This is a genomic window from Photorhabdus hindustanensis (assembly GCF_002968995.1).
Lineage (GTDB): Bacteria > Pseudomonadota > Gammaproteobacteria > Enterobacterales > Enterobacteriaceae > Photorhabdus > Photorhabdus akhurstii.
Map to the genome: position 1 here is coordinate 13118 of NZ_PUWT01000010.1, position 15510 is coordinate 28627.

A 15510-nucleotide genomic window follows, 5' to 3' on the forward strand; every position below is an offset into this window, starting at 1 on the left:
CCTCACTTATTTTGACTGGTATTAACTTGAATGATTTCGTTAATTAGCTGATCAATTTCTCCAGTGTTGTAAGTCAAGACGTTGGTTTCATAAACAATGCTGTTGCGAGGTGTATTGGCAAGCACCAGACCATCTCGATTTCGGGTATCAACTGTGGCATGCATGGATAAACCAATGCGTAAAGGATGATCAATAAGCTGCTGTGCTTCCAATTCAACACGAACAGGCAAACGTTGAACCACTTTGATCCAGTTGCCGGTGGCGTTTTGTGCCGGTAGTAAAGAAAATGCGCTGCCAGTACCCATATCAAGACCTACAATTCGGCCCTGATAAGTGACATCACTACCATAGAAATCACTCACCAGTGTTACAGGTTGACCGATACGGACATTGGCGAGTTGAACTTCTTTGAAGTTAGCTTCGACCCAAAGTTGATTTGCGGGTACGATAACCATCAGAGGAGCACCATTTTTTATTTGTGAGCCGACTTGAACACTGCGGCGTGAAACGTAGCCGGTTACCGGCGCTACAATTTGAGTGCGCTGTAAGGTTAACCATGCATCGCGGAGCTGGGAGGCTGCCAGTTTAATAGCAGGTTGTTGATCTAATGGGGTATCTATAACTAATGCTTTATTGGCATAATATTGTTGTCGAGCCACATTTAGCTCAGATTTTGCCATTTGCACGCTATTGCGGGAATGAATCAGATTTTCTTTGGCGATAGCACCTGTCAGCCCCAGATGTTCACGTCGTTTTAAATCATCTTGAGCCTGTTGTAGTGCCGTTTGTTTGAGCTCAATGTTAGCTAGTAGTTTTTCATTATCAATAATGGTTTGGTGAGTTTGTCTGACATGATTAGCTAATGTATTTTTCGCTCGCTCAAAAGCATGTTCCGCATCAATGGCGTCCAAACGTAGCAGAATATCGCCTTGCTGAACGAAGTCGGTATTATCGGCATAAATAGCGGTTACGCTACCGGTGATCTGGGCCATCACTTGTACCTGATTACCAACAACGTAGGCATCATCAGTCGCTTGATAATGACGTAGTGAAATAAGCCAATAGGCGAAGTAACCCAACCCGGCAAAAACAAATAAGAGAGTTGCGAGGATTAGTGCTAATTTACGCTTTGACTTTTTCTCATTAATCGGAGGTGATTGTATTTCTCCGGCCATGTGTCCTCTCCCATCGCAGTGATTAAAAGTAAATTCGTCTTAAATAATGTGCTTATATTTGATTAAACACCTTGGAGTCGACTACAAGGTCAAGCTCTTCTCATTTGATAAAATGAGAATTGCTAATATTTAGCACTTAACGCCAAAAGCATGATTTAATATTAAAATTGTTTATTATCGTTATTAACATTTATCAGATAGGCTGGATTGTCTATCTGGCAATGATTAACGGTATTTTGTGTCAGTACCCAGAACATTTATCTGGGTACAAATAATCACAGAATAGGGGTACGAAGCCATTGATGTTAATTACTTAACTGACTCAGGCCGTCATTCCTCCATCAATAACGAATGTTTGCCCGGTGATGTAGCGTCCCCCAGGGCTGAGCAGGAAATTGATTGTCAGAGCAATATCTTCCACTGAACCTAAACGGCCCAATGGGATGTTAGACAATAGTTTTTTCCTATGTGATGCAGGGATATGATCCAGCATTTCAGTATCAATCAAGCCTGGCGCAACGGTATTGACCCGAACATTAAATCGGCCAACTTCAACTGCTAGTGAGCGGGTAATACCGATCATAGCGGCCTTGGTTGCAGCGTAATTAACTTGCCCTGAGTTGGCTTTAAATGCAGTGACTGAGCTCATGTGGATAATGCAGCCTTCTCCCGCAGTAATCATTTCAGGGAGAAAAGCGTGATTGACTAAATAAACAGAAGAAAGATTGGTAGAAATCACATTGTGCCACTCTTCTTCTTTCATATTTATTAGCAATGCATCTTGTGTAATTCCGGCGTTATTGATGATGGCATAGGGAGAGCCATATCGTGAGATAAGCTCTGTTGACAATATTTTCACTTCTTCTGCGTTTGAGACATCACATTGATAGCCCTCACAGCGATAACCTTGCTGTTGAATTTCCTGACACAATGTTTGAGCTTCATTTGTGCTTGATTTATAGGTAAAAACCACGTGATAGTTCTGAGCAGCCAGCATTTTTACTATGCCTTTGCCGATACCACGTGATCCTCCTGAAATAAAGACCCAAGGTGTGCTGATACTCATTAAGTTATTCCTCTAAATTTTTGCCATCCGTCTGCCAATACCGCATTCATCAAATCTTAGTTGGCAATCTGCTTTCTTTTTGTTGTTCCCATCAGGCTCATCTCAACAACTAAAGAGATTTCTCCATTCAGCCAGATCGGGATTTCTAACGTACCGTATAACGAGCCATCAACGTCGAATGTATCTTTTGGCAGGATCGTATATTCGATATTCGGCATTTCATCTGGGATTTGGCGATTGAGCAGCGCGGGAGAAAAACTCACGGTGTGCATGACATGCAAGACAATAAGGTCTTTGAGGCATGTTTCATCATGTTCTTGTTTGCCAAAATAGGTTTTAAATTCTGTTGCTAGCGCGGTTTTGGCACTTTGCTGCATGAAAAGATAAAACATCAGAGCATCGAGAAAGATCCAGAACTCATTGATTTCCGGGAAGGTATGTTTGAATTCGATGGATTTCTTTATCGTCTCTTGTATGGGAACTTGGCAACGTGGTTTTTCAGGAAAGCCAGTTTTTTGTGAAAAATCGAAACAGCTATAGTGACCAACTAAAGGTTTCAGGTTAGTTGTTTCGTCTTGCAGATTAAAGGTCGTTTTCCCATTTCGGTCAGTATGCTTAGTTTTAACACAATAGCAGGCATCCAGAGGGACGGGATTGCGCAAATTAACGTGCCACTGTCTGCCCATTTCCCTATTTGGTTGTGACAGATAATCGTATCCGCTTTTGAGCGGGATCATTGCCAGCATGCCGTGTACTGCAATACCACCCAACCCAACTTCTCTTGCGATTTTTTCATCAAAATGGATAGGATTGTAGTCGCCAGAGAATTTAGCCCATTGACTGAGATCTTCTTTGCTAAATTGAACGTTCATCTGTCGGCTTTCCTAAAAATAAGCGCACAGTTTGTACCACCGAAGCCGTAGTTAACATTTAAAGCCGTGTCAATAACTTGGTGAGTCCGATGGATATTGGGGACATAATCCAGATCGCATAGCGGATCAGGATTATTTAGGTGCATAGTTGCGGGGATCGTTGCTGTCTCTATCGCTTTAATACAAAAAATAGATTCAATTGCTCCAGCTCCGGCAATAAGATGGCCTGTATAGGATTTTGTACTGGAAATAGGAATACGATAAGCGTGTTCGCCCAGGCTCATTTTTAGAACATCGGTTTCGTTAATGTCGTTGAGTGGGGTTGATGTCCCATGAGCATTAATATAGTGAATATCTGAGGTAGAGAGTTTGGCCTGTTCCAGCGCCATCTGAATCGCCATGACCCGTCCTTTGCAATCAGGTGCCGGGGCGGTCATATCTGACGCATCAGAGTAATTGCCATAACCAATCACTTCCGCTAATATTTTGGCGCCTCTGGCAACAGCGCTGTCATAGTCTTCAAGACATAATATTGCTGCCCCTTCCGACATAACGAAACCACTACGATCTTGGCTGAATGGACAACAGGCTTTTTCGACAGATTCTTGTTCTTTACTCAATGCTCCAAGAATATCGATACTCCAGACGATGAATGGATCTCGGATGCTTTCACCGCCACCTGCCAGCATCATTTTAGTGCGTCCGCTGCGGATAAGTTCAAATGCATCACCTATCGCCATACTGCCGGTTGCACAAGCTGCAACTGGGGTATTTTGGTATCCCCGTAAATTCCAGTTCATTGAAATCGCCGCTGTCCCTACGCTGTGCATAGACATGATATTGGTCATAGGTGAGGCAATGCCTTGATCAGCATAAGAATGGCTGTTTTCAACGGTTGCATCTTCTCCACCCCAGCCAGTGCCAAAAATGACGCCGCGTTCAAAAGGGGAATAATTTTCGTCAAGAGCGGCTTTATCGTTACCGAATGCCATCTTGATTGCTTCATCTGCCGCAATTAGCCCAAGTTTGCTGAATTTGGGCAGGTTCTTTAATAACTTTTTGGAAAACCGTGATACATCAGGAGAGAAAGGGATATTGCCGAAAAATTTTGCTACAACAGAAGCGTCTGGGTGTTCTTCCTTTTTGTATCCTACACGATAATTCAGAATTGCATCCCAAATTTCTTGGGTATTTTGCCCAAGAGAACAGATAGAACCATAACCTGTGACGGCAACGCGACGATAGCCTGTTTGAATATTCATGAAACATTATCTCCAAAATTCATTTCTTGGTGACATGCTTTATTTTCTAATACAACCAAATAATAGGATTGGTAGATAAAAGCATCATAAAAATGAATGTTAGCTGTGTTGTGATGTTGTCATAGACAGCTAACATCCCAGTGTATTAGTGATGATTATTTTGCTAATTCACTGACATAATTGACAAAATCACCGATTGTCGTCGTGTTGTCTCGCTGGAACTTATCGAAATTCAGTTGAATGCCCATTTCTCTTTTTAGAGCAACCTGAATAGAAACAAAATCCAGACTCACTAAATGAATATCATCAAGTAGAGTGTCAAGAGTAATATCTTCTGGTTCGATATCAGTTAATTCAGTAATTTGAGATTGAAGTAATTCAAACAGTTTCATATTAATGTCCCCTAAAAATTTAAATAAGATTGGCGGAGTTTCGGCACAGGAATATAAGTATCATTAATAAAAGCGTTATTCCTGCCACACCGTCTTTTCACTGTCATTTTGCTATTATTCCTGGGTGATTAAATATTGCCCTGAAATTTTAAGTAAGTTATACGTTTCTTGTTTGATGGCGTTAGCCAATATCTCAATATCATCTTGACTTGTGGTATATCCGAAGCTGATGCGTACCGCACTATCAATACGATCATCGGGCAACCCCATAGCAGCCAGAACGTGAGAACGTTGGGTTGATTTGTTATTGCTACAGGCTGATCCTAGAGATAAAGAGATGCCGTGACGTAAATCTAGCCTGCTGGCTAATGATTCAGCACGAATACCCGGGAAACTTAAATTGAGTGTCCAAGGTGCCTGAAACTCTGGATTGGTATTGCCATTAATCAGGTAGTTAACACGATGTTGTTCTAACAGAGAGAGTAAGGCTTCTCTGAGCGTTTTGTAAGTATTGAAACGTTCTTGCAATCCGTTCAGTGATTCTTTAGCTGCCGCCGTGAGTCCTGCGAGGCCCAAGGTATTCTCAGTGCCGCTACGTACTCCTTGTTCCTGCCCTCCGCCATGCAGCAAGGGATTTAATTGAATCCCCGGTGCATGGTAGAGCCCGCCAATGCCTTTCGGACCGTTAAACTTATGGCCGGAGAAAGATATGGTCGTTACGCCAGAAAGTGTGTCACAGCTAAAAGGAAGCTTACCAATAGCCTGTACTGCATCGATATGCAGATAAACACCGGCCTCTTTTGCTAAAGAGGCGACAGCTTCATAGGGCTGGATCACGCCGGTTTCGTTGTTAATCGCCATCAATGTGATCAGGCGAGTTTGTGGCCGTAGGTTTTCCCGGATACTTTGTGCACTTATCCGCCCTTGATTATCGGGATTGATCAACGTTAGCTGAAGCCCGCGTTGCTGATACCAGAGCAATGGCGCCAGAACAGACGGATGCTCAATGGAAGAGCTAATAACATGATGGGCAGACAGATCCGAACCGGGAAGCGTTGCTAACAAGCTGGATAAGGCTTGGTTATTACTTTCGGTTCCTCCTGATGTAAACAGGATCTGCTCTGGGATTGTGCCCATTAATGAAGCCATCGATCTTCTAGCGTCAGTGAGCAACTTTTTAGCCATGCCGCTTAAGCTGTAGTGGCTGGACGGATTAGCAAAAATAGACATTGCATCTTTAATCGCCAACTGCGCTTTAACACTTAGCGGTGTTGTGGCGTTGTAGTCGAAGTATAGGCTTGTCATATTTTTCCCTTTAGCTGCTCAAATAGCTTATGCAGCATATCAAGGCAGTGTTGCTGTGCTGGTTCTAACTCGCCTAATAACGCATCAATACCCTCAGGCGATAATGCGTTCAATTCTTCGAGAGTCTTACCTTTAGCATGGCGACAAAATTGGTTAGACATTGCCAGGGAGGCGGTACATCCCCATGCACGAAAACAGGCATTATCTACTCGCCCTTGGTTATCCAGTGTCAGATCGATATCAACCTTGTCACCGCATACAGGGTTACCTAATGCCAGTTTAATGGTGGGGGCGGATAACGTCCCTTGGCAGTCAGGATTGCAAAAGTTGTCAATAATGATGTTGTTAAACATAATTCACCTTGCTATTTAACAGCGGGTGTAGCTGAGGTACCTTCATCGTCTGACATTTTTCTCTCAAGGTTGACTGCGCAGCAACCAAACTCTTTAGCGGCAGCTGTACGCATAACAAACTGAATTCGCTGAGAGTTACGCCAGGATTTGTTAGGATCGGTACGCAAGTAGACCAAATCTTCTGTCAGTAACATGCCGGGAGTGGAAACAGAAAGTGGATCTAAGATCACTAATTGTCCAGTTTCACCATCAGGTAACTCTCGTGTTAAATCATTAGGATCACGAACGGAGAAATGAATATAAGGAGGAACATGTTTATGGTTATATTCATCTTCGATGGCAAGAAGGTTTGCTTCAACCAGACCATACATATCACGTGTCCGGGAAGCTGGAATGCCCAGCCATTCTTCAATATCTGCATTCAATTCGCTGCGGGAGATCATATCCCCGGTAAAACGTTTCCAGCCGCCCATAGTAATTACCATGCTATCGCGATCTAAAGTGAGCTTGGTATTATTCTCTTTTAGGAACGTAATAAAACGATGGATCATGAATGGAGGGCCAATTAAATGCCGGGTAAATTTGCCTTTCCACTGGATTAATTGATTCAGGGAGTCTTCTGGAGAAAAGCGGTCCTGATTAATCATATAGCGTCGAGTATCTAACAGACCTGTCAGGAAATTAAAAATTTTAACCAGCGCCATTTCTGGAATATCTTCTGTTGACGGGCATAAACATAGGCCAGCACCGCCGGATACTTTGAACATACTGCGATAATTAGAATAGACAGCTAATACTGTATGATCCATCGTATCGTGGCAACGACGATAAACACTAGGAATTCCGCTTGTGCCCGTTGAGCGCATTTCATGTTCGATTTCAGATAATGGCTTGCTTAATAAACGGTGACTTTCGGCTGATTTATAAGTTGCAACGGGTATCAATGGGATGCGAACTAAGTCATTATAATTCTGGATCTCTTCTGGCTTAATACCTTGTTTTTCACAAATATCTCTATAGTAAGGGTTATTATGATAATGGAAATGAAAAGCGTCCTTAAGCAAACAGGTTTTTAATTCTTGTTGCTCTTCTTTAGACAGCTTATAGAGTAAGTCGACATCGGCTATTAACCACTTTAGCGGATTTCCGCCACGAGATTTTATACCGTCATATATATTTTTGATATTTTCCATTTTTTTCATCTCCGGTAGGGTAAAGAGTAGATAAATTAATCTTTGTTTATTATAAGTTATAGCAATAAAGCATAAGTTACGTAGGCAAAAAGGATAGTCATTAATAATTTATTTTTATTGAATAAATTGGCTATATTATTGCTTGGATTATTATATGGATTTGTCAATATTGTTAAAATTATGATAAAAATAGCTGGTTTATTCAAAATATTCACTTTAGTACGAATATGACCAGTTAATTCAAGTAAATTTTTTAATTGTCTTTTATATTTTTGTGAAGTTCGTTGTTTTTTGATCTATTGAGTGTTCTTTTGGCAAGTTTTTCATTGTCCTAAGATTTCGATAATGATAAAAATAAAATATAGATAAATACCAAATTAGAAAATGAGTACGCATGATGAAAATGGATTGCTTAATTGTGGGTGCCGGTCAAGCCGGACTAAGTTTAGCGGCTATTCTTGCGGCTAAGAATATTAATGTCTGCATATTAGAGCGAGAAGCGCGTATTGGTGATGTGTGGCGCAGGCGTCCTGATAATATGCTGTTATTCACTTCACGCGGTATGACTCAGCTTCATGGCTTACCATTTCCTGGAATTAAAGAGGGTTATCCAGATAAAAATGAAGTTGCTGATTATCTTGAACGTTATGCTTCACATCATAACCTTGCTATACATACTCAAACTGAAGTGGTTGAGGTGAAGCATGATAAAAATGGCTATCGTGTTGAAACAAAAGATGGAAAAGTATTTCATGCGCCTTGTTTGGTTAATGCAACAGGCGCTAATCAGTTAGCCGATATTCCAGCGCTTGCTGAGCAACTTTCTACTGATATACAGCAAATCGGAGCAGATCAATATCGGGAGCCAAAACAAATTAAAGCAGGCAGCCGAGTCGCTGTCGTTGGTGATGGCGCGAGTGGCCGCCAGATTGCTAAAGATTTGGCTGCAACGATGAAGGTGACGTTATTTTGCGGCTCTTCCCGTCCTCTCTTACCTAATAGAATACTGGGCAAAGATATTTTTTGGTGGTTAAGTAAAAGTGGCTTGTTATTTGCCAATTATTACAGTTTGGTCGGGAAAATTATGCGGCGGCGTAATCCCATCCCTTGTGGCGATCTGAAAAACCATCGATTAGCAGCTTTGGATATAAAAATAGCGAATAGGTTAGTTGATGTAAAAGACAATAAATTATGTGATTTGTCCGGCAATCAATATGAAGTAGATACGGTTATCTGGTGTTTGGGGTATAAAGATAATACAGCATGGTTAACACTTCCCGGTGCTGCGGATTCTAATGGATTCATTTGCAAAAATGGCCATGCGGAAGGCGGGAAAACCCCTTATCCAGGGTTATTTATTATTGGGCGGAAATGGTTGAGTAGCCGTGGTTCTGAACTGATGTTAGGGGCTTATAAAGATACTCGGCGGGTCGCTAAATGGGTGGAAAATTATCTGAAAGAGCATGTACCATTAAAATGAATGATTAATTCAGAATAGTGATATTTTACTCTGTATGTTTTATTGGGCGTGGATTGATGGTTTATTAGGTAATGTTGTTATGGTGTTTTTCTGAATTCTGTATCATTACTAAGTGTGCATAATATAAATGTGCTATTAGGAATAAAATGATACAGAATCTCTAACATATCGGCTTTGATAATAACGGTTATAAATAGAAATTATTTATTTTAGGTAATACATCAAAAATATTATTTATTCATAACACAGATGTTTTGCGTTGTAAAATTTAGACCTGCTAATGTTGATGATAAATTGAAATATTTTTGTTGTGCTTGTTGCATTTTGTTCTTACTGGCATGTTTTAATTCAGAAGGTCTTAATCCATATAGCGTCATGCAGGTACGGCTGAAATGTGCTCCATCGGAAAATCCGCTATTACAAGCTAGTAAAGTCAGTGAATCTGATGAATGTATCTCATCAATAGCATGATGCAGACGCTTCCATAGTAGATAACTACGGAAATTAGTTCCCATTTTTTCTCTAAATAGGTGCAAGAATCGACTCTCGGATAAATAGAGCTGATTTGATATTTCACGAGAAGATATACATTTAACCGGTAATTCAGTAATAAGAGAGGCCGCTTTCATGATTCGTTTATCCTGATAACAATGGCAATCTTCTATTTTACCTAAAAGGTTGTTTAAGATGAAAATATCTGGAGAGGTTTCTGATTGTAAACAATTAATAAAATAATTTGCTATTAAACTGGATGATTCTTGATTTAAATATATGATATCTGAACCTCTCATTTGATGTAGTAATAAATGACATAGTGGATTGGCTAGGTCTATCAATAAATTAAAACAGAGTTGCCCTTCCGAGTGTAATTTGTGTTTAATATTAGAAGAAATAATGAATCCATGTGCTTGTCTCGATTCATTTTCGGTATCAATCCTCATCAGTGAATTATGTGGTGATACACTCAATTGGATACAAGGATGATGATGCCATTCTGTTTGCATATTATAAGAGAAAACCAGATCTTGTAGATGGAATTTATAGAATTTAATAAAATACGGTGATTTGTCTATTTTGTGTAACATGATGGTGTCCTTTATTAAATTATTGTGTGTGTTTGAATTAATTATTCAATATAATTATTATAAATCCTAGGTGTTATTTTTTAATTAGATTATATTAACTCGTTAAATAATTATTATTAGTTACTATGTCATCACAAAACTATTAAGTGGTTATTATTAGGTTGCCTCCTCTGGTATCTAGGTGAAAATAATTTCACTATTGTAAAATATCGTTATGACATGGTGTAAAGAATTATCCTCCACCTGTTTTTCGCGGGTGGAATATTTAATTTTTGCTAGCCAATCTTAACAATATCTGAATTACTCAACGTTAAATAGCTATTATCTGCTTGATATAATTAAAAGTATTTTCTTTCGTAACATAATTAATGACCAAAAATTTAATGCGGAGCCAATATTTTTATATGATTATTTTAATTGGTTATAACTTATATTAAACATATTATCATGAGAACAATATGGTTATATTTTTATGTTCTTTGTGAATTAGGCCGCATAAACTATAAGTATATTGGCATAATACCAAAAATAAGTTGCATTAGGCTTGTAATAAATAAAAAGACCTGTTAGGGCAGTTTGTTATAACAATCCCCAAAACGCTTTAATTAAGGGTTCATTAAGCCGTTTTTTCTGTACACACATACCCAACTCAAACGGCTCTACTAGAGAAATATTGTCCAATAAAGATATGCGATTACGTACCGGTTCAGGACTGTTTTCTACAACGACATTGGGAATTAATGCCACTCCACAACCCAATGCAACCATAGAAACAATGGCTTCATGACCGGACACGGTAGCGTAAATCAACGGATTGTTAATTTTATGGTGGCGGAACCAGTGCTCAATGCGCTTACGTGAAGGGCCGTGTTCCGGCAAAATAAAGGGAATGTTATTCCAGTCAGGGTACTCTTGTATGACGAGTGTGCGTACAGAGCAGGGAAGGGAAGGCGAGATCAGTACCAATGGGATTTCACCGATTTTGGTGAAGCTAACATTATCTGGTAGTTTTTCCGGCTTACCAGCGATACCTAAATCGGCATCATTAGACTGTATCTTATTGACCGCATCTGCGGCATCACCTGTGGTGAGTTTGATTTCAACCATAGGATGTTCAGCACGAAAACGGTCTAAGATCTGCGGTAAGTGACTGTAGGCCGCGGTGACTGAACAAAACAGACGTAACTCGCCACTTAGAGATGGGCTTTGTTGATTCAGTGAGTGTTTTAATTGCTGGTATTGTAGCAGTGTCTGTTGGGCGAATTGTCTAAATTGTTCGCCGGCAAAGGTCAATTTTACGGTGCGATTATCCCGTAAAAATAGTGGATGCCCCAAAATATCTTCAATACGCTGAATCTGGCGAGATAATGTGGATGGACTGACATGCATTGCTTTTGCTGTACGGCCGAAATGACAGCTCTCAGCCAGATGTAGAAACAGTTTGAGATCGCGTATATCCATAGCCTATTCTCCTTTTCCTGTCCAATAATCTGTATTGCATAAAGTGCAATGTAGTATTGTTAATATATCAATTTAAGCAATGGCTTTCATGTCATATATTAAAAATATATAAACACCTCACAGGGTGAGGAAATCTAAAAAACAGTCGCAGCACTTCATTGCTGAGCACAACATGATACGGAGTCACTAATGGCTAATTATTTTAATACGCTGAATTTGCGTCAGCAGTTGGCGCAGTTAGGTAAATGTCGTTTTATGGCGCGGGAAGAGTTTGTTGATGAGGCAGGATATTTAAAAGGCAAAAAAGTGGTTATCGTCGGTTGCGGAGCGCAAGGGCTGAATCAGGGCCTGAATATGCGTGACTCCGGTCTGGATATCGCTTATGCCCTGCGTAAAGAGGCCATTGAAGAAAAACGTGCTTCATGGCGTAAAGCGACGGAAAGTGGTTTTCAAGTCGGTACTTATGAGGAGTTGATACCGCAGGCTGATTTGGTCATTAACCTGACGCCAGATAAGCAACACTCTTCTGTTGTTCGCGCAGTTCAACCGTTGATGAAAGAGGGGGCTGCACTGGGTTATTCCCACGGTTTAAACATTGTTGAAGTCGGTGAACAAATCCGTAAAGACATCACTGTGGTGATGGTCGCGCCTAAGTGTCCTGGTACTGAAGTGCGTGAAGAATACAAACGGGGTTTTGGTGTGCCTACTTTGATCGCAGTTCACCCGGAAAACGATCCTAAAGGCGAAGGCATGGCAATCGCTAAGGCATGGGCCGCGGCAACAGGAGCGCATCGCGCCGGCGTTTTGGAATCTTCTTTCGTGGCAGAAGTGAAATCTGACCTGATGGGTGAGCAAACTATTCTGTGCGGTATGTTACAGGCTGGTTCACTGCTGTGTTATGACAAACTGGTGGCAGATGGCTCTGAACCAGGTTATGCAGGAAAATTGATCCAGTTTGGTTGGGAAACCATCACAGAAGCACTGAAACAAGGCGGCATCACCCTGATGATGGATCGTCTGTCTAATCCAGCAAAACTGCGAGCGTATGCATTGTCTGAACAGTTAAAAGAAATGATGACGCCGCTGTTCCAGAAACATATGGATGATATCATTTCTGGTGAATTTTCTTCCGGTATGATGGCTGACTGGGCCAATGATGATAAGAAACTGTTAGGTTGGCGTGAGGAAACGGGTAACACTCCGTTTGAGAATTCACCTGAATGTGATGGCAAAATCAGTGAGCAGGAATACTTTGATCATGGCGTTTTAATGGTTGCTATGGTGAAAGCCGGGGTTGAACTGGCATTCGAAGTTATGGTTGATACCGGTATTATTGCTGAGTCTGCCTATTATGAATCTCTGCATGAATTACCGCTGATTGCGAATACTATCTCTCGTAAACGCTTGTACGAAATGAATGTCGTTATTTCTGATACAGCGGAATATGGTAACTATTTGTTCTCTCATGTTGCGGTTCCTTTGCTGAAAGAGAAGCTTATGGGTTCGCTACAGGCGGGTGATTTAGGTAAGCCGGTTGTAGATAACGGTATCGATAACGCCCAGTTACGCGATGTAAACGAAGCTATCCGTAACCACCCAATTGAAGTTGTTGGCCGCGTATTACGTGGTTACATGACAGATATGAAACGTATTGCTGTTGGCGGTTGATTAAAGATAAGGGGGGAGAAATTCTCCCTCTTTGCATTTAATATTTATCAACCAGTAGAGTCCTTTTCCTTCACAAAGAAAACCGAGTTTCCTTTCCCCCCTTTCTGCTACAATTCTATCCCCTAAGATACTGTCCTGATATAACTTATTAAACATCATGCGATTAAATCCTAGCCAACAACAAGCTGTCGAATTTGTTACTGGTCCTTGTCTGGTCCTGGCGGGAGCGGGTTCTGGCAAAACTAGAGTGATCACCAATAAAATTGCTCATCTTATCCGTACTTGTGGCTATCAGCCTCGTCATATCGCCGCTGTGACGTTTACTAATAAAGCTGCGCGGGAAATGAAAGAGCGTGTAGCACAAACTCTGGGGCGCAAAGAGGCTAAGGGGCTGATGATTTCTACTTTCCACACATTAGGATTGGAAATTATTAAGCGCGAATACAAAGCGTTAGGAATGAAAAGCAATTTCTCGTTGTTTGATGATCAGGACCAGATGGCTCTGTTGAAAGATTTAACAGCCGATTTACTGGAAGAAGATAAAGATCTATTACAAAAATTGATATCTGCCATTTCAAACTGGAAAAATGATCTGCTTTCTCCACAGCAAGTTTTGGCATTGGCCCGTTCAGCTCAGGAGCAGCAGTTTGCTGAATGTTATCGTCGTTATGATTTACATCTAGCGAGCTGTAATGTATTGGATTTTGACGATTTGATTACCAAACCGACTTTGCTAATGCAGCGTGATGAAGAAGTCAGGGAGCGTTGGCAGAACCGTATCCGTTATCTGTTGGTAGATGAATATCAGGACACCAATACCAGTCAATATCAACTGGTGAAATTGTTGGTGGGACAAAGGGCTCGTTTTACGGTGGTGGTGTGATGATGACCAGTCTATTTATTCATGGCGCGGCGCAAGACCTCAAAATTTGGTGCTCCTGAAAGAGGATTTCCCGAAGCTTAATGTGATCAAACTGGAACAGAACTATCGTTCCTCTGGCTGTATTCTGAAAGCGGCTAATATTTTAATCGCTAATAACCCCCATGTGTTTGAAAAACGGCTTTTTTCTGAACTGGGGTATGGTGATCCGTTAAAAGTGATTACCGCTAATAATGAAGAGCATGAAGCGGAAAGGGTTATTGGGGAGCTGATGGCGCATCACTTTATCAATAAGACCGAATATAAAGATTACGCCATTCTCTACCGAGGAAATCATCAATCCCGCGTGTTTGAAAAGATGTTGATGCAAAACCGCATTCCTTATCGGATTTCTGGTGGCACTTCTTTCTTTGCCCGCCCTGAAATTAAGGACTTGCTAGCTTATCTGAGGGTGCTGACTAATCCTGAGGATGACAGCGCATTCCTAAGAATTGTCAATACACCAAGACGTGAAATTGGTGCGGTTACCATTCAAAAACTGGGTGAATGGGCGAATCAGCGCGATAAAAGTCTCTATCAGGCTAGTTTTGATCTTGGTTTGGCCCAAAATCTAACCGGCCGCGGTTTGGCGGCACTACAGCGTTTTACTCACTGGATGGATGAGATAACTCGCCAGGTTGAACGAGATCCTTTGCTAGCTGTACGTGATCTACTACACGGTATGGATTATGAAAGTTGGCTGTACGAAACATCACCGAGTCCAAAAGCAGCTGAGATGCGGATGAAAAATATTAATCAGTTGTTCACTTGGATGAGTGAAATGCTGGAAGGTGATGAACTGAACGAACCAATGACTTTATCTCAGGTGGTCGCGCGTTTCACATTACGGGATATGTTGGAGCGAGACGAGGATGGTGAGGAGTTTGATCAGGTGCAATTGATGACTCTACATGCTTCCAAAGGGTTGGAGTTTCCCTATGTATTTCTGGTTGGCATGGAAGAAGGGCTGTTGCCTCATCAGAGCAGTATTGATGAAGAAAATATTGATGAAGAGCGACGGTTGGCTTATGTCGGGATCACCCGAGCTCAACGGGAGTTATTCTTTACTTTATGTAAAGAGCGTCGTCAATATGGCGAGTTAATCCGCCCAGAACCAAGTCGTTTTTTGTACGAGTTGCCACAGGATGACTTACATTGGCCGCAAGATAAAAAGATAGTGACTGCCGAAGAAAGAATGCAAAAAGGGCAATCGCGTATCGCGGATATCAAATCGCGTTTAGGGCTTGGGCAAAGAAATAAGTCGTAAATATGTTGGAAA

At 41.1% G+C, this 15510-nt stretch carries 12 protein-coding genes and 1 pseudogene; 3 read left to right on the top strand and 10 right to left on the bottom strand.

The genetic code is table 11. The features are described 5' to 3' along the window. Nucleotides 1-2: 2 nt before the first annotated feature. The 8 genes from emrA to C6H66_RS04605 all read right to left on the bottom strand — a co-directional run bounded on the left by emrA (nt 3) and on the right by C6H66_RS04605 (nt 7618). Nucleotides 3-1175: a multidrug efflux MFS transporter periplasmic adaptor subunit EmrA gene (gene emrA, locus C6H66_RS04570; protein WP_105394910.1), complete on the bottom strand. Its 1173-nt coding sequence runs from the start codon at nt 1173-1175 to the stop codon at nt 3-5. Nucleotides 1176-1497: 322 nt separating this feature from the next. Further along, complete coding sequence (gene fabG / locus C6H66_RS04575) at nt 1498-2241, bottom strand: 3-oxoacyl-ACP reductase FabG (RefSeq protein WP_105394911.1); 744 nt, start codon at nt 2239-2241, stop codon at nt 1498-1500. Nucleotides 2242-2297: 56 nt separating this feature from the next. Next, nucleotides 2298-3113 (bottom strand): MaoC/PaaZ C-terminal domain-containing protein, encoded by an 816-nt coding sequence (locus C6H66_RS04580; RefSeq protein ID WP_046395380.1) that lies wholly within the window; start codon nt 3111-3113, stop codon nt 2298-2300. Continuing rightward, nucleotides 3110-4375, bottom strand: coding sequence for a beta-ketoacyl-[acyl-carrier-protein] synthase family protein (locus C6H66_RS04585; protein WP_040150229.1), 1266 nt, complete (start codon nt 4373-4375; stop codon nt 3110-3112). Before C6H66_RS04585 ends, C6H66_RS04580 begins: the two co-directional genes overlap by 4 nt. Nucleotides 4376-4530: 155 nt before the next feature. After that, the gene (locus C6H66_RS04590) at nt 4531-4767 is read right to left on the bottom strand and encodes an acyl carrier protein (RefSeq protein ID WP_011148745.1); all 237 of its coding nucleotides are present in this window, start codon (nt 4765-4767) and stop codon (nt 4531-4533) included. A 114-nt stretch (nt 4768-4881) separates the two neighbouring features. Beyond that, complete coding sequence (locus tag C6H66_RS04595; RefSeq protein ID WP_105394912.1) at nt 4882-6072, bottom strand: cysteine desulfurase family protein; 1191 nt, start codon at nt 6070-6072, stop codon at nt 4882-4884. Beyond that, nucleotides 6069-6425 carry an iron-sulfur cluster assembly scaffold protein gene (locus C6H66_RS04600; protein ID WP_046395377.1) on the bottom strand — a complete coding sequence of 119 codons (357 nt, stop codon included), beginning with the start codon at nt 6423-6425 and terminating at the stop codon, nt 6069-6071. The genes C6H66_RS04595 and C6H66_RS04600 overlap by 4 nt, the downstream gene beginning before the upstream one ends. Nucleotides 6426-6436: 11 nt before the next feature. Beyond that, entirely contained in the window at nt 6437-7618 is a 1182-nt protein-coding gene (locus C6H66_RS04605) for a LuxE/PaaK family acyltransferase (protein ID WP_105394913.1), read from the bottom strand. 394 nt (nt 7619-8012) lie between these two features. Between C6H66_RS04605 and C6H66_RS04610 the strand changes: the two genes are divergently transcribed. Further along, the gene (locus C6H66_RS04610; RefSeq protein WP_105394914.1) at nt 8013-9098 is read left to right on the top strand and encodes a flavin-containing monooxygenase; all 1086 of its coding nucleotides are present in this window, start codon (nt 8013-8015) and stop codon (nt 9096-9098) included. Between the two features lie 230 nt (nt 9099-9328). On the opposite strand, the gene C6H66_RS04615 is transcribed toward C6H66_RS04610, so the two are convergent. After that, on the bottom strand, nt 9329-10183 hold the full coding sequence (locus C6H66_RS04615) for an AraC family transcriptional regulator (RefSeq protein WP_105394915.1): 855 nt from the start codon (nt 10181-10183) through the stop codon (nt 9329-9331). A 579-nt stretch (nt 10184-10762) separates the two neighbouring features. Further along, on the bottom strand, nt 10763-11644 hold the full coding sequence (gene ilvY, locus C6H66_RS04620; RefSeq protein WP_105394916.1) for an HTH-type transcriptional activator IlvY: 882 nt from the start codon (nt 11642-11644) through the stop codon (nt 10763-10765). 189 nt (nt 11645-11833) lie between these two features. Between ilvY and ilvC the strand changes: the two genes are divergently transcribed. Together ilvC and rep are read left to right on the top strand one after the other, a co-directional pair. Then, complete coding sequence (gene ilvC / locus C6H66_RS04625) at nt 11834-13312, top strand: ketol-acid reductoisomerase (protein ID WP_105394917.1); 1479 nt, start codon at nt 11834-11836, stop codon at nt 13310-13312. A gap of 157 nt (nt 13313-13469) precedes the next feature. Continuing rightward, nucleotides 13470-15498: pseudogene (rep, locus tag C6H66_RS04630) on the top strand (DNA helicase Rep). The last annotated feature ends 12 nt before the right edge of the window (nt 15499-15510 follow it).